Origin of the sequence: Antarctobacter sp. (genome assembly GCF_965277915.1) — a bacterium.
GTDB lineage: Bacteria > Pseudomonadota > Alphaproteobacteria > Rhodobacterales > Rhodobacteraceae > Antarctobacter.
Window position 1 is genome coordinate 17,479 of record NZ_OZ255848.1, and the last position, 19,506, is coordinate 36,984.

A 19,506-nucleotide genomic window follows, 5' to 3' on the forward strand; every position below is an offset into this window, starting at 1 on the left:
GACTCGACCATGAAACGCCGACCCACCGTACCCTCATCCCTCCGCAACCCGATGTCCGGCGCCTTGAGCAGGCGTCAGATGATGGGCGGCATGGCCGCCGGGCTGGCCGCCGCCGGACTGCCGATGAGCGCCCGCGCCCAAGCGGATCAGATCGCCCTGCTGACATGGGACGCCTATGCCGATCCGCGCCTTCTGGACATGTGGCGCAAGGAAACCGGCAAGGACATCCGCTACGAGATCCACATCTCTGACCCGACCTCGGTCAACCGTCTGCGCGCGGGTGAAACCAACGTCTGGAACTTCATAAACCTCAACAACCCCTGGGCACGGCAGGTCCTGTGGCCCGAGGGCCTGATCTACGATTTGCCCCGCGACCGGTTTGAGCCTCTATACGCACAGATGTTCGAAAAATTCGCCATGCCCTACGACTGGGCCCTCTCCGAGGACGGCAACAACCTGTTGGGCGTCGTGCAGCGTTTCGAGACCTTCGATTTCGTCGTCAATTCCGACGTGATCGCGCCCGCCACCGCCAAGGACGAAGGCTGGGACCTGTTCAACAACCCCGATTTCGCAGGCCGTTACGGCATCCTCGCCTACGAGGACTGGAACGTGATGGACATCTGCATGGGCGCGGGCATTCACCCCTACAAGCCCAAGACAGAGGCAGATTACGCCAAGTTCGAGGAAACCGCGCGGCGCTGGATCAACAACGCCAAGATGATCACCACCGATTTCGTGCAGCTGAACCTGGCCATGCTGAACGGCGAGATCGACCTCTACTTTACCGGCGGCACCTATACGGCCAGCTCTGCACGGGCCGAGGGCGCGACGAACATCTACGCCATCACGCCCAACTCCGGCCCCGCCGATGGCAAGGGCGGCATCAACTGGATCGAGCTGAACTCGGCCGTGGCCAACCCCACCGGCAAGGAGGCGACCTTCGACTTCCTCGAATGGATCAGCACCCCGGATGCGGCGGAAATCGTCGCGCGCGGCAACGGCAACCTGCAACCGGTCAGCCAGATGGCCCAGGACGAGGTCCTCAGCCGCTTCTCGGCGGATGAACTGGACGCGATCCAGTGGGATGAATTCGACGAACGCATCTCCAATGCCGTCGAATTCGACATCATCCCCGATTACGACCGTCTCTATGACATCTACTCGGCGGCGATCCGTGATCGCGGCTGATCCGCAGATGACCGGCACCCCTGCCGATACGCAACCCGCGCTCAGCCTCCAGGGGCTGAGCCGTCGTTTCGGCGACACCCACGCCCTGCGCGAGGTGTCGCTGGATATTGCCGAGGGCGAGTTCTTTACCATCGTCGGCCCCTCCGGCTCTGGCAAGACGACGCTCCTGCGCATCCTTGCCGGGCTGGACCAGCCGACCACCGGCGCGCTGCTCTTGCGCGGCAAGGACGTGACGGGCCAACCGCCGAACAAACGCCCCACCGCGATGGTCTTTCAGTCGCTCGCCCTGTTCGATCACCGCAGCGTTGGCCAGAACGTGGAATTCGCGCTGAAGATGCGTGGCATCGACGCCGCCACCCGCAAGGCCCGCGCGCTGGAGCTTCTGGATCTCGTCCGCCTTGGGCCTGACTACTACGGCAAGGCGGTCACCCAATGTTCCGGCGGCGAACGGCAGCGCGTGGCGCTGGCCCGCGCGCTCGCCTCGGACCCGGAAATCCTGTTCTTCGATGAACCGCTGTCCGCGCTGGATTATCGCCTGCGCAAGACGCTGGAAGTCGAACTGCGCAGCTTGCAACGCCGCACCGGGCGCACCTTTGTCTACATCACCCACAGCCTCGAAGAGGCGATGGTCATGTCCGACCGCATCGGCATCATGAAGGACGGCCAGCTGGTGCAGGTGGGCACACCTTCGGACATCTATGACCGCCCGCGCGACCGTTTCGTCGCCCGCTTCATGGGCGAGGTCAACATCCTGCAAATCCGCGATGAGCACCTGCCAGAGCTGGACAGCCCCCTGCCCGGCTTTGCCGATGGCCACCTGATCCTGCGGCCGGAGGCCCTGCACACGGACGGCCAGGGCATCGGGATCAAAGTCACCGTGCAGGAACGCTTTCAGCTTGGCTCTCGTGTGCAGCTGCACCTCGACACACCCGCCGGCCTGATGATCGCGGAACAGCCCGCCTCCTGCGCACTGCAACCGGGGGATGAGGCGCAATTCCACTTTGATCCGGCGCAAGCGCATAGGGTCACGGAATGAAACCCGGTCCGCTTTTTGCCCTGCCCGTCGCCCTGTTCCTGCTGGTCGGCTTTGCCGCGCCCATCGTCATCGTCGGCTGGTATTCCCTGATCGAGCCGCGCAGCTTTGATCTGACCACGGATCTGACGCTGGCCAACTATCGCGCCGCCTTTACCGAGGGCTATGGCGGCCCGTTCTACTGGTCGATCTTCGGCGCATTGCTGACCACACTGACCTGCGCGCTGATCGCCTGGCCCACGGCCAAGATGCTGCACGCCCGCGCCGGGCGCGGCGCGGCCATCATCACCGGCCTGATCGCCGTGCCGATCTTTGTCAGCGAAAGCGTGCGCCTATTTGGCCTGTCGCTGTTCATGATGCCCGGCGGCGGTATCCTTGCCGGATCGCTCAAGGCGCTGTTCGGGGTTTCCATCGGCACGGTCCTGAACACCAAGATCGCGGTCTACCTTGGCCTCGTCTATGTGCACTTTCCCTTCATGCTGTTTCCCCTGCTGCTGGGCGTCGCGCTGATCCCGCGCGACCGTATCGACGCAGCCCGCGACCTGGGCGCCTCGCGCTGGCAGGTGTTGCGTGAGATTGAATTGCCGCTCGCCCTGCCCGGCCTCGCTATCGGTGCGCTCCTGACCTTTGTCCTGTGCATCGGCGCCAATGCAGAGGCGGCGATCCTTGGCGGGCAGGCCGTCACCGTCGTCACCCGCGCCATCGAACAGCGCTTTTCCTACGCGCAGGACTGGCCCATGGGGGCGGCGCTGACCATGCTGGTGACGCTGGTCACGGCCATCGTCGTCTTTCCCGTGCTCGCACGCATCGACCTCAACCGATTGATCCGCCGATGAGAAAACCGCTTCAGACCCTCTGGCTGACCGTCATCGTGGTGCTGCTCTACGTGCCGATCCTCTCGGTCATCCTCGCCAGTCTGGCCAACACGCGCTACATGCGCTTTCCACACCGGAACTGGTCCATCGGCGCCTATACGGACGCATTCTCGCAGCACGAAACGCTGGTCCTGCACCTTGCCTCGCTCAAGGTGGCCGCGCTGGTCACGGTCTTCGCGTTGGTCCTCGCCACGCTGGGCGCGATGGCCTTTGCCCGCTACGACTGGCGCGGGCGGTCGATCTATCAAAAGGCCATCGTGCTGCCGATCTTCTTTCCGCAGCCGGTTCTTGGACTCGCCTTATTGCTGTTCTTTTCCGCGCTCGGCATCACGCCCAGCTGGAAAACCGCCGTTTTCGCGCATCTTGTCTGGATCCTGCCGATCGTGACGCTGGTCATCTCGATCCGCCTCTTCGGCTATGACCCGGCGCAAGAGGACGCCGCCCGCGACTTGGGCGCGACCCGCTGGCAGGTGTTGCGAGAGGTCACGCTGCCCCACCTCGCCCCCGGCCTGATCTCGGGCGGGCTGTTCGCCTTCCTGCTGTCCTGGTCCAACTTGCCCCTGTCGATCTTCACCACCGGCGCGGACACCACCCTGCCGGAATGGCTGTTCAGCCGGGTCGCGACGAACTACGCTCCGGTGGTCTCGGCGATTGCCGTCATCGGCACGCTGGCCTCTGTCGCCTTTGGCGTGGTGGTGCTGGCGGCGCTGTGGATACAGCGCCGCGCTTCGCGTCAGTCCAATTCCGCCTCGGCCTCGATCTCGACCTCGTAACCGCCGATCAATTCCTTGACGACGATCAGCGTGTTGGCCGGGCGGATCTCTCCGAAATAGCGCGCGTGCACTTCGGAGACCGCCTGCCAGTCCGCCTCGTTGGTCAGGAAGATCCGCGTGCGCAGCACATCTTCCAGCGTGCCGCCAAGTGACGACACCGCCCCGGCGATCTTGTCAAGAATATAGACCGCCTGCCCCGCTGCGTCGCCTTTGCAGACGGCGCCGCCGTGCGGGTCGGTGGCCGTGGTGCCGCTGACAAGGATGCGCTTGCCCTTGCGCACCGCGCGGGCGAACCCGGCCTTTTCCTCCCAGATCGACCCGCTTTCGGCCCGCTGCCGTCCGGGGCGCGGCTCGGAAACCGCCATGACCGGCGGCAAAGCGTCCAGATGATGTGACAGGTCGCCGGAGGCGGTCAGGAAGGGCGGCTTGCGGTACTCATCACCGCAATCGCCGGGAATAGGCGCCATCGCCGCCTCGGCAATCGCCGCCCGGTCCGCATCATCCAGTGCAAAGCCCAGCATCCGCCGGTTGTCATCCCGATGCGCGTTCTCTCCCAGCCGGACGCCGACGATGACCCCCGCCGTCGCGCCCTGCTCCAGCACCCAGCGGCTGGCCACGTTGGACACCGACACCCCGTGCCGTTCTGCGATCAGGGCCAGCGCGCATAGCAGACGTTGAAAGCGATCCCAGCCGCCCGCCGTTTCGATGAAGCGCATGTATTTCATTCGGCTCCAGTCTTCGATCTGTGCCGGTTTTTCTACACCCAGCCATTTCTGCGACAGGAACCCGCCGCAGAGGGTGCCGAACCCAAGGATGCCAACCCCATGCTCGGCCGCCACGCGGGTCAGCTCCCCCGCAGCGCGCCGATCCACGACAGAGAAACAAACCTGGTTGGTGGCGATCTCGATGCCTTGTTTCAGCACCATCCGCAAATGCGCCGCGTCAAAATTGGTCAGGCCGATGTGCCCCACCAACCCCTCTTCGCGCAGCTTCATCAGCTCTGTCAGCGCGTCCAGGTATTCCGGCGACTGGTACTGCCACCAGTGAAACTGCATCACGTCCACGCGGTCCATCGCCAGCCGTTCCAGCGCGGTTTCCACCCCGCGCCGCACCGTGGCCGCGTCCATCTCGCCCGGCTCCGGGCACCATTTCGTCAGGATCGTCGGGCGCGGTCCGCCCTCTGCCGCAAGGATCCTGGCCGCCTTGCCCGCCACGATTTCGGCGCTGCCGTAATGGTCCGCCATGTCGAAGGTGGTGAACCCCTCGCGCGCATAATCGGCCAGCGCCTCGGCCGCCGCGTCAAGGTCGAACGCCTTGCCGTCCCGCTCCTGGTCGGCCATCTGCCACAGCCCCGTGACCACGCGCGACAGGGACAGGCCCGAAGGCAGGGTGATCTGGTCGAGGGATTCTTTCATCTTGTCGCTCTCCGCACAGGTGTTCGTATATTCTCTGGGCAGCATCCCGCGCCTGATCGCCAGACACAAGCGCACGCAGCCCCTGAAACCCACCCGCAAAACGCTGTCAAAACTGACAAAAAAAGGCAAACACACCCGCGCTTTGCGGTGCCATCCCGAAACCGGCGCAGCCCCGCCACGAAAAAACCATTGACCGAGCGAAAACCGTTCGTCAAACTATTTTCGGACATTTGTGCGCATAACGAACACATCAAGCCAAAGAATCCAAAACCGACCAACAGGAGAACCGAACCATGAAGAACTGGATCATCGCAGGGGTCACCGCCCTTGGGCTGGCGCTGACCGCCGCCCCCGAGGCACAGGCCAAATCGCTGGAGGAGATCCTCTCCGACGGCACCATCCGCATCGGCATCAACCCCAACTTCCCCAACATGAGCACCCGTGACGACAACGGCGACTGGCAGGGGTTCGACATCGAGATCGGCACCATGATCGCCGAGAAACTGGGCGTCGAGGTCGAATGGGTGCCCACCGAAACCGCGCAGCGCGTGCCCTTCCTCGTCTCTGACCGCATCGACATTTCCATGGGCGCGCTGACCCGCAATTCCGAACGCGCCAAGCTGATCGACTACACGGCCCCCCTGCACACCGAAGTGCTGGCCGTGCTGGCCACCGACAAGATCGAGGGCGACAGCTGGCAGGACTTCAACAAGGACGGCGTCGTTCTGGCGAACATGCGCGGCAACTGGACCGTGGGCTGGATCGAGGAAAACATGCCCGAGGTCGAGCTGGAGCTGGTCGACAGCATCGCTGACACCGTGCGCCTTGTGGCGCAGGGCCGCGCCGATGCCATCGTCGAGAACATCGACTTCTTCATGGGCTTCACCGGCAACCACGAAGGCGTCAACTGGCGCGTCGTGCCGGAACCGATCTTCGTGGCCTACTGCGCGCTTGGCGTCAGCCAGGGCAACGACAACCTGACCGAGGTGCTGAACATCATCCTCTATGACCTGCATTCGTCCGGCACCGTCAAAGAGGTCTGGGAAGCGAACTATGGCGCGCCGATGCTGCGCGAGGTGCCCGTGACCCCCTGGTTCTGAACCCTGACCGGGGCGCGGCCCGCCCGCGCCCCCTCCCCCATACGAAAGCCCGGCCATAAACCCGCATGGACTACAATTTTCAATTCAACGTCGTCTGGCGCAACTTCGACGAACTGCTGAGCGGTGCGTGGCTGACGCTGCAACTTGGCGTCTTCGCCTTCACCTGCGGGTGCCTGATCGGCCTTGTCGGTGCCGCCTGCCTCAGCTTTGCACCGCGCCCGATCCGCTGGCTGGTTCAGGCCTTCGTGATCTTCATCACCAACACGCCCGCCCTGATCCAGATCTATTTCCTGTATTTCGGCCTGCCCGAATTCGGCATCCGCTGGTCGAACGAGGCCTGCGTGTTGATCGGCCTGACGCTGAACGCGGGCGCCTACCTGACGATGATCCTGCGCGCCGGCTTCCTGTCGGTCCGCGCCACGGAAATGGAGGCCGGAGAAACCATGGGCATGTCCCTGCCCCAGCGCATCCGCTACATCGTCGTCCCCCACATCGCCAAGTCGATCTACCCGGCGCTGGCCAATTTCTTCATCGTGATCCTTGTCATGGGCACATCCGTCGGGGCCGTCATCGGCGTGGATGAACTGACCGGGCAGGCGATCAACCTGTCGACCGTGAACTACCGCTGGCTGGAATATTTCACCGTGGTCGCGCTGATGTATGTGGTCCTGACCTTCATCGCCTCCATCGGGCTGGCGCTGCTGGGCCGCTGGGCCTTTCGCGTCAAGGCAAGGATCTTCTGATGGAGCGTATCCTTGCCCAATTCCCCGACTTCTTCACCTGGAAGAACATCGCCCTGCTGGCCGAAAGCGCCGGTCTGACGCTGGCCATGACCCTGCTGGGCTGCCTGATCGGCTTTGGCCTTGCGCTGGTGCTGGTCTACCTGCGTACCACGCCCGGCCTCTGGGCGCTGCCACTGCGGGTGGCCTGCATCGCCTATGTCGAGGTGTTCCGGCGCATCCCCTTCCTGGTGGTCATCTACCTGGTGCTGTTCTTCATCCAGACGGTCGCCTCGGACGTGTCGCTGTTTTCCATCGCCGTGATCTCGATCTGCATCTACGCCATCGCCTACACCGCCGACATCATCCGCGGCGGCATCGAAAGCGTCCCGAAGACCCAGATCGAGGCGGCGCAGGCCATGAACTTGTCGCGCTTTCAGACCATGCGCCTGTGTGTCCTGCCGCAGGCCCTGCCGGTCATCATCCCGCCCGCCATCGCCTTTGCCGTCAGCTTTATCAAGGACACCGCGCTGGTCAGCCAGATCGGCGTCTTTGAACTGACCTTTCGCGGCAAGGAACTGAACAACCAAGGATATTCCGGCGTGCTGGTCTTTGGCACCATCGCCTTCTGCTACTTCCTGATGTCCTTCCCGCTGAGCCTCCTCGGCCAATACCTGGAGAAACGACTTGCCACACCTCGCGGTCAACGACATTCACGCTAACTACGGCAAGCTGGCCGTCCTGCACGGGATCGATTTCAAAGTCGACCGGGGCGAGGTCGTCTCGCTGGTCGGCCCCTCCGGCTCGGGCAAATCCACCGTCCTGCGGGCACTGGTCGGCCTGACGCCGGTCACGGCGGGCAGCGTCGAGGTGGACGGCACCAGCATCGACTACGCCGCCCCCCGCGCGGTCAAGGCCGCCCGCGACCGCATGGCCATCGTGTTCCAGCAGTACAACCTGTTCCAGAACATGACCGTGCTGCGCAACGTCTCGCTTGCCCCGACCAAGGTGAAGGGCCGCAAACGCGCCGAGGTCGAGGCCGAGGCGATGGACCTGCTCAAATTGGTCGGCATGGATCACAAGGCCCACGCCTACCCCGATGAACTGTCGGGCGGCCAGCAACAGCGCGTCGCCATCGCCCGCGCGCTGGCGCTGAAGCCGGAAATCCTGCTGCTGGATGAGGTCACATCGGCGCTGGACCCCGAACTGGTGAACGAGGTTCTGGACGCCATCCGCCGCCTCGCCTCCGAAGGCATGACCATGCTGCTGGTCAGCCACGAAATGGCCTTCGTCCGAGAGGTCTCGTCCAAGGTCGTCTTCATGGACGCCGGCAAGGTGGTCGAGGCCGGCCCCCCGGCCGCCATTTTCGACACCCCCAAGAGCGACCGCGCCCGTGACTTTTTCGGCAAGGTCCTGCGATGACCGAAACCCCTTACCACTGGCCCGAAAGCCACTGGCGCGAACGTGTGAACACCGTCCGCGCCGGGCGCCGCCTCTGCCCGCCCTGGCCAAACGGGGCCAAGGCCGCGCTGGCTCTCTCCTTCGACTGTGACCACGAGACATTCGAACTGGGCGGCGGGCGCAGCGCCGTGGGCCGCCTCGCCTGGGGAGAATACGGCCGCCGCAAGGGAGTGCCGCGCATCCTGAGCACGCTGGCAAAACACAACGCACAGGCCAGCTTCTTCTTTCCCGCCGTCTCTGCCCTGATCGACCCCGAAGAACCCCGCCGCATCGTGGCCGAAGGCCACGAGATCGGCGTGCACGGCTGGATACATGAGGTCAACGGCACCCTCACCCCAGAGGAAGAGGCCGAGTCCCTCGCCCGGTCCTGCAACACGCTGGAGCAGATCACCGGCCAGCGCCCCATAGGCCACCGCGCCGCCCATTGGGACCTGTCAGACGACACCATCCGCCTCGTGGCAGAGGCCGGGTTCCTCTACGATTCCAGCATGATGGCCGATGACGACCCTTATGAACTGATCACCCAAGGCACCCCCACCGGCCTGATCGAACTGCCCGTGGACTGGAACCGCGACGATGCGGTCTACCTGCTCTACAACCGCACCCCGCCGACGCGCCCCACCCTGACGCCGGACCAGGTGGCCGAGATCTTCCTCGCCGAACTTGACGGCGCCCGCGCCGAGGGCGGGTTGTGCCAACTGGTCATGCATCCCTTTGTCATCGGCTACCGCTCACGCATCGCCATTCTCGAACGGTTGCTGACCCATGCCCGCGAAACCGGCGACGTCTGGATCGCCACCCATGCCGACATCGCCCGCCACTGCGCCCAAGGACTGACATGACATTCAACACCGACCTCGCCGCCGCCACCACGCAGGACGCCGCGTGGAAAGCCCTGCAAGACCTCGTACAATCCACCGTCGGCGCGAAGCTCTTCACCATCATGACCGTCGACATGGACGCCATGCTGGCCCGCCGCGCCTACAGCTCGGACCCGGTCAACTACCCCGCCGCCGGAACCAAGGAGATCGCGCCAAACCGCTGGCTGGATCATGTCCACGGGCAGGGAAAGACCTTTGTCGCCAACACCCTGGCAGAGATCGACACGGTCTTTCCCGATGCGGACCTGATCGGGAAACTGGGCTGCGGCTCTGTCATCAACCTGCCGATCTGGCAGGACGGGCAACTGGTGGCGACCATGAACATCCTGCACGCCGAACAGCACTACACGCCCGATCGCGTCACCCTGACCGAAGAAACGCTCACCAGTCCCGCCCATGCCGCCTATGACAAGGCGCGCTCACTCGGCCCGCTGCTCTGAGCCGCCGCGGTCCCCGAACAGGTCTATCGTTCCCGTCCACAGCACCTGCGCGGTTTCCTCGTAGGGGTTGGCCCAGGCGTGATCGCGGGTGGAGTCGTAGTGCGCGCTGTCCCCGGCGGACAGTTCCATCCGCAGGCCGTCCAGCGTGAATTCCAGCCGACCGGACAGCACGTAAAAGGTTTCCTCGCCGCCGTGCCCGGTCGATTCAGACCGATAGCCGGGGTCGATGGTCATGACGAAACAGGACAGTTCAGACCCCGGAAACACCGCGCCCAGCCGTTCATAGCGCACCAGCGTCGAGCCCAGCAGGAACTGCGGCCGCTCACCCGCCCGCGTGATGCAATCGGCGGGTTGTGGCTTGCCGACGAATGCGTCGATCCCCACCCCCAGCGCTGCCGCGATCCGCGACAGCGTGGTCAGCGTGGGCGTCGCCTTGTCCCGCTCGATCAGGCTCAGGTAGCCGGTCGAAATCCCCGCCGCCTCCGACACTTCCTGCAAGGTCAGGTCCAGCTTCTGTCGCCGCGCACGGATCATGTTGCCGATCCACATCTCAGTGCCTTCGGTCCATGCGTCCAACCTTGTCCCTCCTGTCCTGCCCGCAACATGGCATGACCGAACATCCGCCGAAAGAAAGACTTACCCGGCACGGCGTGTCCGGTCCCCGGCGCCCAGGCTCGCGGCATAAAGGTCACGCGCATAGGGCTGCTGAAAGGCCCCGCTGCGCAGCACCGACACATCCGCCTCTTCGACAAGCCCGCCCTTGTGCAGCACGCCCAGCCGGTCACAAAGGAAACTGACCACCGGCAAGGCGTGGGTCACCAAGACATAGGTCAGTCCGCGGTCCTCGCGCAGCCGCACCAGCAGGTTCAGGATCTCCGCCTGCACGCTGACATCCAGCGCGCTGGTCGGTTCGTCCAGCAACAGCAGCTTGGGGTCCAGCATCAGCGCCCGCGCAATCGCCACCCGCTGCCGTTGTCCGCCGGACAACTGGTGCGGAAAGCGGAACCGGTATCGCGGGTCCAACCCGACCGACCGCATCATTTCGACCACCCTGTCGGCATGATCGCCAATGCCGTGGATGCGCAGCGGTTCGGACAGGGTGGCATCCACCGTCCGGCGCGGATGTAGAGAGGCGAAAGGATCCTGAAACACCATCTGGCAATGACGGGCAAAGGCCCCCTGCCCCATCGCGCTGCGCGGTTGGCCGTCCACTTCGATCGTCCCGCGCCAGTCGCTGGCCATGCCCACGACGGCCCGCAGGATCGTGGATTTCCCCGATCCGCTTTCCCCCACGAGGGCATAGCTTTCGCCCTGCCCCACCCGGATCGACACGTCCTGCACCACGTCCTTGGTGCCGTAGCGGACAAAGAGGTTCTCGATGTTCAGCGCGCTCATGTGCCCATCCCCGCCGCCCGATCCATGACCGGCAGAAAGCGCCGTGTCTCGTTCATGCGCGGCACCGAGTCCAGCAGGCCGCGCGTATAGGGATGCTGGGCCGAATGCAGTGCCCCGGCCTGCAATTCCTCGACCACCTCGCCCCGGTTCATCACCAGAACCCGGTCGCAATAGCGCGCCACAAGGTCCAGGTCATGGCTGATCAGGATCAGCCCCATGCCGTTCTCGGCGATCATCTCCTCGATCAGGTCCAGAACCTGCGCCTGCACGCTGACGTCCAGCGCGCTGGTCGGTTCATCGGCGATCAGGATGTCCGGCTTCGGGATCAGCATCATCGCGATCATGACCCGCTGTCCCATCCCGCCCGACACCTCGTGCGGATACAGGCGCATGACGTGTTCAGGATCGTGGATGCGCACCTTCTCCAGCATGTCCAGCACCCGCGCCCGCACCGCGCGGCGCGGGATGCGTTCATGCACCCGCAGCGCCTCGGCGATCTGGTCGCCCACGGTCATCACCGGGTTCAGCGAATAGCGCGGGTCCTGCATCACCATGCTGATCCGCGCCCCCCGGACCGCCCGCATCTGCCGGTCGCTCATCGCCATCAGGTCCTGCCCGTCAAACCGCAGGTGATCCACGCTGACCTTGGCCGGCGGGCGCAGCAGCCGCAGGATCGACCGCCCCGTCAGCGACTTGCCCGACCCGCTTTCGCCCACGATGCCCAGCCGTTCGCGCCCAAGGTCAAAGGACACGCCCCGCACCACCTCGACCGGGCCGCGCGGACCGGGAAAGCTCACCCGCAGGTTCTTCAACTCCAGCAGCGGTGGCATCAGCGGCCCTCCCTCTGTTTCGGGTCCAGCACGTCGCGCAGCCCGTCGCCCAGGAAACAGAACCCCAGCGACACGATGATGATGGCAAAGCCCGGCATCGTCGCCACCCACCATTGATCCAGGATGAACGACCGCCCGCGAGAGATCATCGCCCCCCACTCCGGCAAGGGCGGCTGCGCGCCAAGCCCCAGAAAGCCCAATCCGGCGGCGGTCAGGATGATCCCCGCCATGTCCAGCGTCACCCGGATGATCGTCGACGACAGGCACAGCGGCACCACGTGCAGCCCGATCACCCGCAGATGTGACGCGCCCTGCAAGCGCACCGCGGCGATGAACTCGGCATTCCGGAACGTCAGCGTCTCGGCCCGGGCGATCCGCGCATAGGCGGGCCAGGCCGTCACCGCGATGGCGATGATCGCGTTCTGCAACCCCGCACCCAAGGCCGCGACAAAGGCCAGCGCCATGATCAGTTTCGGCAGGGACAGAAAGACATCCGTCAGCGCCATCAGCACCCGGTCCACCCAGCCGCCGAAATAGCCCGCCACCGCCCCGATCAACAGCCCCAGCGGGGCCGAGATCAGCGCCACCATGACCACGATCACCAGCGTGATCCGCGCGCCGTACAGGATGCGACTGTAAATATCGCGGCCCAGCTCATCCGTGCCCAGCCAATGCTCCGCCGAGGGGGGCAACAACCGCGACCCAAGGTCCTGCCCCACCGGCGAATAAGGTGCCAGCCACGGCGCGAACACCGCGACAAAGACCAGCGCCCCGATGATCACCGCCCCCAGCATCGCCAGCGGGTTCCTCGCAAAGGCCCGCGCGATGGACCATGCCTGCCCCGCCTGCGCCTGAAGCCGCGACGCCGGCGCATCATCCGTCAACCAATCCAGCACAGACATCAGCGGCTCCTCGGGTCAAAGACGCGGTAAAGCAGGTCCGACAGCCGGTTGATCACGATGAACACCGTCCCGATCAGGATCGTCGCCCCCAGCACCGCCGCCATGTCCGCCCGCAACAGCGCGGTGGTCAGGTAGTTGCCGATCCCGGGCCAGCTGAACACGATCTCGACCATGACCGACCCTTCCAGCAGCACCGCATAGCTGAGGCCGATCACCGTCACCAACTGCACCCGGATCGGGTAAAACGCGTGCTTCCAGATCACCGCCCATTCGCTGACCCCCTTGACGCGCGCCGTGGTCACGAACTCCTGCGCCAGCTGGTCCAGCATGAAACTGCGCGTCATCCGCGCGATATAGGCAAGGCTGAAGAACCCGAGGATCGCGGCCGGCAGGATCAGATGCGACACCGCGTTGCCGAAGATCGTCCAATCCCCGGCCAGCAGCGCATCCACCGTCAACAGCCCCGTCACCGTCGGCACCAAGCCGTCATAGAAAATGTCGATCCGCCCCGGCCCCGCGACCCAGCCGAGGCCCGCATAGAACACCGCCAGCCCGACAAGCCCCATCCAGAAGGCCGGCACCGAATAGCCCAGCAGTCCCAGCACCCGGATGACCTGATCCAGCCAGCTGCCCGCCCGCGCGGCGGCAATCACCCCCATCGGCACGCCCAGCAGCACGCCGATCAGGATGCCCGCCGTCGCCATTTCCACCGTCGCCGGAAAGAACCGCGCCAGGTCCTCGACCACCGGCCGCCCGGTGGTCAGCGACACGCCCAGGTCCCCGGTCAGCACGTCGCGCACATAGATGCCGAACTGCACCAACAACGGCCTGTCCAGACCCAGCGCCTGCCGCGTCGCCTCGTAAACCTCCTGCGTGGCGCGGTCGCCCACCACGGCCACCACCGGGTCAATCGGGACGACCCGCCCGATGAAAAAGGTGATCGCCAGGAGCCCGAGAAAGGTCAGCGCCGTGACCGCTGCGAAACGCAGCACCCCGGCGGCCAGATCCATACCTCTTTCGGTCATGGAATGGGCAGGTTCGGACAGATTTCCCGACAAAACCGCGCTCTCCCTGTGTTTAGATGCCAGATTGTACGCATTACGAACAAAAGTTCTTTTAATGTAAAGATCAATCTGCTTACAGTAAAAATATTTTACGAGCACCGGACAAACTGGCGCCCGTGAAAACAGCAGCCGCATCAAAAGCGCGGCCCATTCGTTCAACAGGAGGTCACCTCATGAAATCCCCAATACGGCACGTCACTGCGGCCCTGACCGCGCTGGCCTTGCTGGGCTCCCCGGCCCTTGCCGATACTCCGCCCAATGTCCTTGTCGTGGCGCAGAACATCGACGACATCGTCGCGCTGGATCCGGCGCAGGCCTATGAATTCACCTCGTCGGAATACATGGCCAATGTCTATGACCGCCTCGTGCAATACGATGCCGAGGATACCACCGAACTGGTCGGCGGTCTGGCCGAGTCGTGGGAGATCGACGCCGAAAACCGCACCATCACCTTTACCCTGCGCGATGGCGTCAGCTTTCACTCCGGCAATCCGGTCACCGCGGCCGATGTGGTCTACAGCTTCAAGCGCGTCGTCGCGCTGAACAAGAACCCCGCCTTCATCCTGACACAGCTTGGCTGGACCGCCGAAAATGTCGAAGAGATGGTTTCCGGCGACGGCAACACCGTCACCTTGAAATACGCGGGCGATTTCTCACCGGCCTTCGTGATGAACGTGCTGGCCGCCCGCCCCGCCTCGATTGTCGACAGTCAACTAGTCATGGCCAACGAGGTCGACGGTGACATGGGCAACGCCTGGCTGAACACAAATTCGGCGGGTTCCGGTGCCTTCTCGATGCAGATGTACCGCCCGGCGGAAATGTTGCGGCTGGTGGCGAACCCCGACTACTACAAGGGCGCGCCGAAGATGCAGCAGATCATCATCCGCCACGTGGCAGAGGCCGCGACCCAGCAGCTCTTGCTGGAACAGGGCGATGTGGACATCGCGCGCAACATGACCCCGGAACAGATCGCCGCCCTGCCCGAGGACGGGTTCAAGGTTGGCGTCTATCCGCAGGCCGCGATCCACTTCATCTCTTTCAACCAGAAGGTCCCTGCCCTTCAACATGAGGCCCTCTGGGAAGCCTCGCGTTACCTGATCGACTACGAAGGTCTGACCAGCACCCTGCTCAAGGGTCAGATGGACGTGCACCAGGCGTTCTGGCCCAAGGGTTTCCCCGGCGCGCTGGAAGACACGCCGTTCTCTTATGATCCGGAAAAGGCCAAGCAGATCCTCGCGGACGCCGGTGTAGACCTGCCGATCAACGTGGAAATGGACGTCTTCAATTTTGCGCCCTTCACCGACGTGGCGCAGTCGATCCAGGCCAGCTTTGCCGAGGCAGATATCAATTTCGATATCGTTCCCGGGACGACCGCTGCGATCATCACCAAGTACCGCGCCCGCGAACATGAGGCGATCATGCTGTACTGGGGGCCGGACTTCAACGATCCCCATTCGAATGCCAAGGCCTTCGCCTACAACAAGGACAACTCGGACGACGGTTATGCCTCGACGACCACTTGGCGCAACGCATGGGCTGTCAGCAAAGAGATGAACGAACGGACCATGGCCGCGCTGACCGAAAGCGATCCGGCAAAGCGCGAAGAAATGTACCTGAGCCTGCAAAAGGACGTTCAGGCCAAGGCGCCCTTCGTCATCATGTTCCAGGCCACGTTGCAGGTCGGCATGGATGATGATGTCGACGGCTATGTCCATGGGGCCAGCTCAGACCTCGTGTTCTATCGCCTCGTCGAAAAGAACTGATCCTTAACGTAGCGAACGCCTTGTTAACCGCGGTCCTCGGGCCGCGGTTTTTTCATGCCGCCTTGGCATCGCGTTGGTTGACAGCTGTCAACAGGGCCAGAACCATCGGCAACGGCGTGAACAGATGCGCCCGCGCTTTCATGGACAGGTGCCTCAGATACGCCCCCGGCGATCGGATCCTGTCAAAGCGTTGCAGGATACAGGCAACCGTCGTTGCCGCCTGTTCCGGCCCCATGCTTTCACAGGCTTCGGCCCAGGTTTCCGTTGAAATCCCCATCATCTTGGCGGCCAGCTGCGCGGCCCTGGTCAAACCGTTCCAGGATCTGAAGACCTCCGGTTCATAGACTTCGATTTCTGGGCAAGCATCGGCAATCAGGTCGAGGCTCAGCGCCGGTCCAACCGGTTTTGCGGCAACCGGCCTTTCAGTAATATCGGTATCTTTTTTTGAACTATATTGGTGGCGCTCATTTTCGGGGTCTGTGCCGCTCACTTCTTCGGTTTGTTCGGTCGTTTTCTGGTCTTCGATGGGCTCTTCATGCGGCAAATGCTGTTGCAGTTGCGCTTTCAGTTCACCGAGTTCTTGGCAAAGTTTCATCAGGACGTCGCGCTGCGGCTTCCGGCGCAGCACGCGTTGGGCAAGGATCAGGCGGTCTGCAATTTCATCCCCTTCGGTGCGCACTAGGGCGGACAGGCCCGCCACGTCGCGCACCATCAGCACGCAGGTTTCGCGCAAGAGCTTCAACTGCTCGGCGGCGTCCTCGGCTTCCCGGGCGGCCTCGGCGATCTCCTGTGCCTTGGCCAGCAAGGGCGACAGGTCAAACCCGAACGCCCGCCGGATCGTGCCGCTGCGGTCCCGCCGGGCGTAGCGCTTGCCGTTGGGGCTGTCGTGCCGGCGGATCACACCAGACTGCACCAGCTTGGCCACGTGGCGCCGCAAGGTGCTTTCCGGCATTCCGTGGGCGCGGGACGATAGCGTGGCGTTCGACGGAAAGACGATAAGCCCATTGTCCGGGTCAAGCTCATCCGAGGGCAGGAAGGTCAGCATGGCGTTCAGCACGACCAGATCCCGATCCGACAAGCCATAGGCATGGCGGGCGGTGGTGAGATTGCGAAAGACTTGCCATTTGGGCACAGGTGTCTGGTCCGTGGCGGTGCGATCAAGCGCCTCCAGCAGTTGGCCAGCCGAAACCGGCCCACGCCCAAAGGGCGTCAGTGTGACTCGTTCCATTAAATTTTCACGGGGCAAAGATTTCCCGCCCGGTTTCACGAAACCGCCGTTGACAGCTGTCAACTGTTGGGGCTACCTTGAAATTGCTACATAACAGGGAAGCCTTCCGGAATGCGTTCTGGGGGGCTTTTCTTTTTTGTCCTTGCCGGGTCGTGCCTCCTGTATTCTTGCTCGTTTTCTGCTCGTCGGACGCTTAGCTGCGACCGTCTTCGTCGCGATTGGCAAGCCAGTCGCGGTGAAGTCTTTCGATGTTGTCTTCAAGCCATGTGTCGAAGCCCTGCGCCGATTTCCCGGTCAGGTCGATCCGCAGCTTGTCGCCCTTGCGGGTGATCTGCCCCAGACGTTTGCCATCCGGCCGGGTCAACGCGCGCTTTTCGGCGGCCGGGGCAGGGGGGCTGTCCGCCAGCGGAACCGGCTTGCCGCCCTTGAGCTGCTTTTCCCGCTTCTCCAGCCAGGCAAAGAGCGCATCGAAACGATCGTCGGACTTGTCGCAGGCGTAGACGTCCAGCATCTCGATCCCCTGGTCGGGCTGGATCTCCTGCTCGGTCCACCGGGTGGCGAAGCTGAGCCAGCGATCACGACCGACGGAGGGGGCTGCGCCGATGTGTTCGATGATCTCGACCGGGACGGATTCTGCCACCTGCAAGAGGCGTGAGATCAGTGTCTTGTCCGTGGTCAGCGCGTCGGCGATGATCTTGCGGTCATAGCCGGCCTCGACCATTTGCCGGGCAAAGTTCGCCTTTTCGATAAAGGACAGATCGCGCCGGGCCGAGTTCTCCTGGCCCTGCGCGAGTATCGCCTCGCGGTCGTCCAGATCGCGGATCATTGCCTTGACCGGAAGGCCAAGGTCGCGCAGCGCCAATACCCGGCGGCGGCCGTAAACGATGCGGTAGCGCTCGGAATCCTGCGGATCGGGGCGGACCAGCACCGGGACCTGCTGGCCGTAGGTGCGGATCGATTCCATCAACGTGGCGTGTTCTGCCTCGTCATGTTCGACGCGGTCGCTCAAGCCGCCTTCGATAATGGTGTTGGGATCCAGTTCCACCACCGAACGGCTTTTGAGATCGGCGATGGATTGCGATACGGCGCCGATCGCGCCCTTGGCATAGCGGGGCGCGCGCTGCTGCGGCTCTTCCGGGGCAGGGGGCTCGGTCTTGGCCTGATCCATCAGACCTTGCAACAGGTTCTTGCGTGCCATCAGCGCCCCCATGCTTTCTGGATAAGCTCCTGGATTTCACCGTTCACCGCATCAAGGCTTTCGCGGGCCCGGTCATAGGTGGAGCGGGTGAACTGGCTGCGCTCGACCTCGTATAGCGTCTGCTTGGTGATGCCGGCGTCGGAAATCGCGGTGGATTTCAGCACCGGGTGATTCAGGACATGTTCGCCGAACATCGATCGCATGAAGCTGACCATCTGGTTCTGCGGGCCGTCGCCGGGCTCGTAGCGTGTTATAACATAACGTAGCCAGTCATAGGACATGTCGCCACCCGCCTCTGCCACCACCGACAGCAGATTCGAGGTCATCAGCAGGAACTGGCACATGGACATGACGTCCAGCATCTGCGGATGGACCGTGACCAGAACGGCAGTTGCCGCCGACAGGGCGGACATGGTGAGAAAGCCAAGCTGTGGCGGGCAATCCATGACCACGATGTCATAATCGTCGGCCACCTGCGCCAAGACCGCGCCGATGCGGGTAAAGAAGGTGTCTCCGTCGCGGTTCAGGATCGCGCGGGGGGTGTCATGCTCGAACTCCATGAGGTCGAGGTTGCCGGGCACGATGTCGAGCGAAGGGTAATAGCTGCGCTGGATCACGTCGCGCAGGGGCACCGGATCGTCATAGCGGATCGCGTCATAGAGCGTGCCGCCGTCCATCAGGTCGAACTCTGGCTGATAGCCGTGCAAGGCAGAGAGCGAAGCCTGCGGGTCAAGGTCCACCGCCAGCACGCGATAGCCGTCCAGCGCACATTTCTGCGCAAGGTGGGCCGAGGTCGTGGTCTTGCCCGAGCCGCCCTTGAAGTTGATGACGGTGATGACCTGAAGGTGATCGCCCTCGCGTCTGCCGGGGAGGTATGTGCCAGGGGCCTTGGCGCCCTGTTCAAGGTACTGGCGCAGGCCGACGATATCCTCTGCAGTGTAGAGCCGGCGGCCCCCCGGTCCGGTTTCCGGCTTGGGCCCCTTGTCGTCGAGGCTGAGCTTGCGCAGGTAGGCGTCCTTGACCCCCAGAAGGGCGGCGACCTCGCCACTTGTGAACTTGCGCAGCTGCTTGCGCGCGTGCGGGGGGAACAGCTGGGCGCGATGCGCCTGCAACCGTTCGGAAAGTTTCTCGGCATGGATGCCGACAAGCGTATCGATTCTGTCCTGACTGCCCATAACCGCCGTTAGCCTTGTTATTCGCCGCCTGTTGTTACGCTTCGCGGCGTGTTTTTCGGTTTATGG

Annotated in this window: 20 protein-coding genes; 11 read left to right on the forward strand and 9 right to left on the reverse strand. The window is 63.7% G+C overall.

The features are described from left to right. Positions 1–9: 9 nt before the first annotated feature. Genes ACQY5B_RS00085 through ACQY5B_RS00100 form a run of 4 tightly spaced genes read left to right on the forward strand, consistent with a single transcriptional unit; the run spans position 10 to position 3,869 of the window. Entirely contained in the window at positions 10–1,188 is a 1,179-nt protein-coding gene (locus ACQY5B_RS00085) for an ABC transporter substrate-binding protein (protein ID WP_420329024.1), read from the forward strand. Continuing rightward, positions 1,175–2,224: an ABC transporter ATP-binding protein gene (locus ACQY5B_RS00090; RefSeq protein WP_420329025.1), complete on the forward strand. Its 1,050-nt coding sequence runs from the start codon at positions 1,175–1,177 to the stop codon at positions 2,222–2,224. The genes ACQY5B_RS00085 and ACQY5B_RS00090 overlap by 14 nt, the downstream gene beginning before the upstream one ends. Beyond that, positions 2,221–3,057, forward strand: coding sequence for an ABC transporter permease (locus tag ACQY5B_RS00095; RefSeq protein ID WP_420329026.1), 837 nt, complete (start codon positions 2,221–2,223; stop codon positions 3,055–3,057). Before ACQY5B_RS00090 ends, ACQY5B_RS00095 begins: the two co-directional genes overlap by 4 nt. Continuing rightward, a complete protein-coding gene (locus ACQY5B_RS00100) occupies positions 3,054–3,869 on the forward strand; it encodes an ABC transporter permease (protein ID WP_420329027.1) in 816 nt (271 codons plus the stop codon). The genes ACQY5B_RS00095 and ACQY5B_RS00100 overlap by 4 nt, the downstream gene beginning before the upstream one ends. Here ACQY5B_RS00100 and ACQY5B_RS00105 read toward each other — a convergent pair. Next, positions 3,830–5,284, reverse strand: a complete 1,455-nt coding sequence (locus ACQY5B_RS00105) for an aldo/keto reductase (RefSeq protein ID WP_420329028.1) — start codon at positions 5,282–5,284, stop codon at positions 3,830–3,832. The two genes, ACQY5B_RS00100 and ACQY5B_RS00105, sit on opposite strands and share 40 nt — an antisense overlap. Positions 5,285–5,577: 293 nt before the next feature. Here ACQY5B_RS00105 and ACQY5B_RS00110 point away from each other — a divergent pair, with 293 nt between their 5' ends. From ACQY5B_RS00110 to ACQY5B_RS00135, 6 genes are all read left to right on the forward strand, one after another. Next, positions 5,578–6,384, forward strand: coding sequence for a transporter substrate-binding domain-containing protein (locus ACQY5B_RS00110; RefSeq protein ID WP_420329029.1), 807 nt, complete (start codon positions 5,578–5,580; stop codon positions 6,382–6,384). Between the two features lie 65 nt (positions 6,385–6,449). Beyond that, positions 6,450–7,127, forward strand: a complete 678-nt coding sequence (locus tag ACQY5B_RS00115) for an amino acid ABC transporter permease (protein WP_305968969.1) — start codon at positions 6,450–6,452, stop codon at positions 7,125–7,127. Continuing rightward, positions 7,127–7,825, forward strand: a complete 699-nt coding sequence (locus ACQY5B_RS00120; RefSeq protein ID WP_305968968.1) for an amino acid ABC transporter permease — start codon at positions 7,127–7,129, stop codon at positions 7,823–7,825. The genes ACQY5B_RS00115 and ACQY5B_RS00120 overlap by 1 nt, the downstream gene beginning before the upstream one ends. Then, the gene (locus ACQY5B_RS00125; protein WP_305968967.1) at positions 7,791–8,525 is read left to right on the forward strand and encodes an amino acid ABC transporter ATP-binding protein; all 735 of its coding nucleotides are present in this window, start codon (positions 7,791–7,793) and stop codon (positions 8,523–8,525) included. Before ACQY5B_RS00120 ends, ACQY5B_RS00125 begins: the two co-directional genes overlap by 35 nt. Further along, entirely contained in the window at positions 8,522–9,406 is an 885-nt protein-coding gene (locus ACQY5B_RS00130) for a polysaccharide deacetylase family protein (RefSeq protein ID WP_420329030.1), read from the forward strand. The genes ACQY5B_RS00125 and ACQY5B_RS00130 overlap by 4 nt, the downstream gene beginning before the upstream one ends. Then, positions 9,403–9,885 (forward strand): GAF domain-containing protein, encoded by a 483-nt coding sequence (locus ACQY5B_RS00135; protein ID WP_420329031.1) that lies wholly within the window; start codon positions 9,403–9,405, stop codon positions 9,883–9,885. Before ACQY5B_RS00130 ends, ACQY5B_RS00135 begins: the two co-directional genes overlap by 4 nt. Here ACQY5B_RS00135 and ACQY5B_RS00140 read toward each other — a convergent pair. The 5 genes from ACQY5B_RS00140 to ACQY5B_RS00160 are packed head-to-tail and all read right to left on the reverse strand — an operon-like array spanning position 9,865 to position 14,037. Then, a complete protein-coding gene (locus ACQY5B_RS00140; RefSeq protein WP_305968964.1) occupies positions 9,865–10,461 on the reverse strand; it encodes a helix-turn-helix domain-containing protein in 597 nt (198 codons plus the stop codon). The two genes, ACQY5B_RS00135 and ACQY5B_RS00140, sit on opposite strands and share 21 nt — an antisense overlap. 60 nt (positions 10,462–10,521) lie before the next feature. Next, positions 10,522–11,280 (reverse strand): ABC transporter ATP-binding protein, encoded by a 759-nt coding sequence (locus ACQY5B_RS00145; protein WP_420329032.1) that lies wholly within the window; start codon positions 11,278–11,280, stop codon positions 10,522–10,524. Beyond that, positions 11,277–12,110: an ABC transporter ATP-binding protein gene (locus ACQY5B_RS00150; protein WP_420329033.1), complete on the reverse strand. Its 834-nt coding sequence runs from the start codon at positions 12,108–12,110 to the stop codon at positions 11,277–11,279. The genes ACQY5B_RS00145 and ACQY5B_RS00150 overlap by 4 nt, the downstream gene beginning before the upstream one ends. Further along, positions 12,110–13,012 carry an ABC transporter permease gene (locus ACQY5B_RS00155; protein ID WP_305968961.1) on the reverse strand — a complete coding sequence of 301 codons (903 nt, stop codon included), beginning with the start codon at positions 13,010–13,012 and terminating at the stop codon, positions 12,110–12,112. Before ACQY5B_RS00155 ends, ACQY5B_RS00150 begins: the two co-directional genes overlap by 1 nt. Beyond that, a complete protein-coding gene (locus tag ACQY5B_RS00160; protein ID WP_305968960.1) occupies positions 13,012–14,037 on the reverse strand; it encodes an ABC transporter permease in 1,026 nt (341 codons plus the stop codon). The genes ACQY5B_RS00155 and ACQY5B_RS00160 overlap by 1 nt, the downstream gene beginning before the upstream one ends. A gap of 212 nt (positions 14,038–14,249) precedes the next feature. Here ACQY5B_RS00160 and ACQY5B_RS00165 point away from each other — a divergent pair, with 212 nt between their 5' ends. After that, positions 14,250–15,839, forward strand: a complete 1,590-nt coding sequence (locus ACQY5B_RS00165) for an ABC transporter substrate-binding protein (RefSeq protein ID WP_420329034.1) — start codon at positions 14,250–14,252, stop codon at positions 15,837–15,839. A gap of 52 nt (positions 15,840–15,891) precedes the next feature. Here ACQY5B_RS00165 and repC read toward each other — a convergent pair whose 3' ends face one another. The 3 genes from repC to repA all read right to left on the reverse strand — a co-directional run bounded on the left by repC (position 15,892) and on the right by repA (position 19,440). Then, a complete protein-coding gene (gene repC, locus ACQY5B_RS00170; RefSeq protein ID WP_420329035.1) occupies positions 15,892–17,106 on the reverse strand; it encodes a plasmid replication protein RepC in 1,215 nt (404 codons plus the stop codon). A 154-nt stretch (positions 17,107–17,260) separates the two neighbouring features. Further along, positions 17,261–18,265: a plasmid partitioning protein RepB gene (gene repB, locus ACQY5B_RS00175; RefSeq protein WP_420329036.1), complete on the reverse strand. Its 1,005-nt coding sequence runs from the start codon at positions 18,263–18,265 to the stop codon at positions 17,261–17,263. Further along, positions 18,265–19,440, reverse strand: a complete 1,176-nt coding sequence (gene repA, locus ACQY5B_RS00180) for a plasmid partitioning protein RepA (protein ID WP_305968956.1) — start codon at positions 19,438–19,440, stop codon at positions 18,265–18,267. The genes repB and repA overlap by 1 nt, the downstream gene beginning before the upstream one ends. Positions 19,441–19,506: the final 66 nt, after the last annotated feature.

Bases quoted from the DNA above. Each gene is read 5' to 3' on its own strand.
- ACQY5B_RS00115 (WP_305968969.1), top strand. From the start codon at position 6,450: ATGGACTACAATTTTCAATTCAACGTCGTCTGGCGCAACTTCGACGAA.
- ACQY5B_RS00155 (WP_305968961.1), bottom strand. From the start codon at position 13,012: ATGTCTGTGCTGGATTGGTTGACGGATGATGCGCCGGCGTCGCGGCTT.
- ACQY5B_RS00120 (WP_305968968.1), top strand. From the start codon at position 7,127: ATGGAGCGTATCCTTGCCCAATTCCCCGACTTCTTCACCTGGAAGAAC.
- ACQY5B_RS00130 (WP_420329030.1), top strand. From the start codon at position 8,522: ATGACCGAAACCCCTTACCACTGGCCCGAAAGCCACTGGCGCGAACGT.
- ACQY5B_RS00135 (WP_420329031.1), top strand. From the start codon at position 9,403: ATGACATTCAACACCGACCTCGCCGCCGCCACCACGCAGGACGCCGCG.
- ACQY5B_RS00165 (WP_420329034.1), top strand. From the start codon at position 14,250: ATGAAATCCCCAATACGGCACGTCACTGCGGCCCTGACCGCGCTGGCC.
- ACQY5B_RS00105 (WP_420329028.1), bottom strand. From the start codon at position 5,284: ATGAAAGAATCCCTCGACCAGATCACCCTGCCTTCGGGCCTGTCCCTG.
- ACQY5B_RS00095 (WP_420329026.1), top strand. From the start codon at position 2,221: ATGAAACCCGGTCCGCTTTTTGCCCTGCCCGTCGCCCTGTTCCTGCTG.
- repA (WP_305968956.1), bottom strand. From the start codon at position 19,440: ATGGGCAGTCAGGACAGAATCGATACGCTTGTCGGCATCCATGCCGAG.
- ACQY5B_RS00110 (WP_420329029.1), top strand. From the start codon at position 5,578: ATGAAGAACTGGATCATCGCAGGGGTCACCGCCCTTGGGCTGGCGCTG.
- ACQY5B_RS00160 (WP_305968960.1), bottom strand. From the start codon at position 14,037: ATGACCGAAAGAGGTATGGATCTGGCCGCCGGGGTGCTGCGTTTCGCA.
- ACQY5B_RS00085 (WP_420329024.1), top strand. From the start codon at position 10: ATGAAACGCCGACCCACCGTACCCTCATCCCTCCGCAACCCGATGTCC.
- ACQY5B_RS00150 (WP_420329033.1), bottom strand. From the start codon at position 12,110: ATGCCACCGCTGCTGGAGTTGAAGAACCTGCGGGTGAGCTTTCCCGGT.
- ACQY5B_RS00100 (WP_420329027.1), top strand. From the start codon at position 3,054: ATGAGAAAACCGCTTCAGACCCTCTGGCTGACCGTCATCGTGGTGCTG.
- repB (WP_420329036.1), bottom strand. From the start codon at position 18,265: ATGGCACGCAAGAACCTGTTGCAAGGTCTGATGGATCAGGCCAAGACC.
- ACQY5B_RS00145 (WP_420329032.1), bottom strand. From the start codon at position 11,280: ATGAGCGCGCTGAACATCGAGAACCTCTTTGTCCGCTACGGCACCAAG.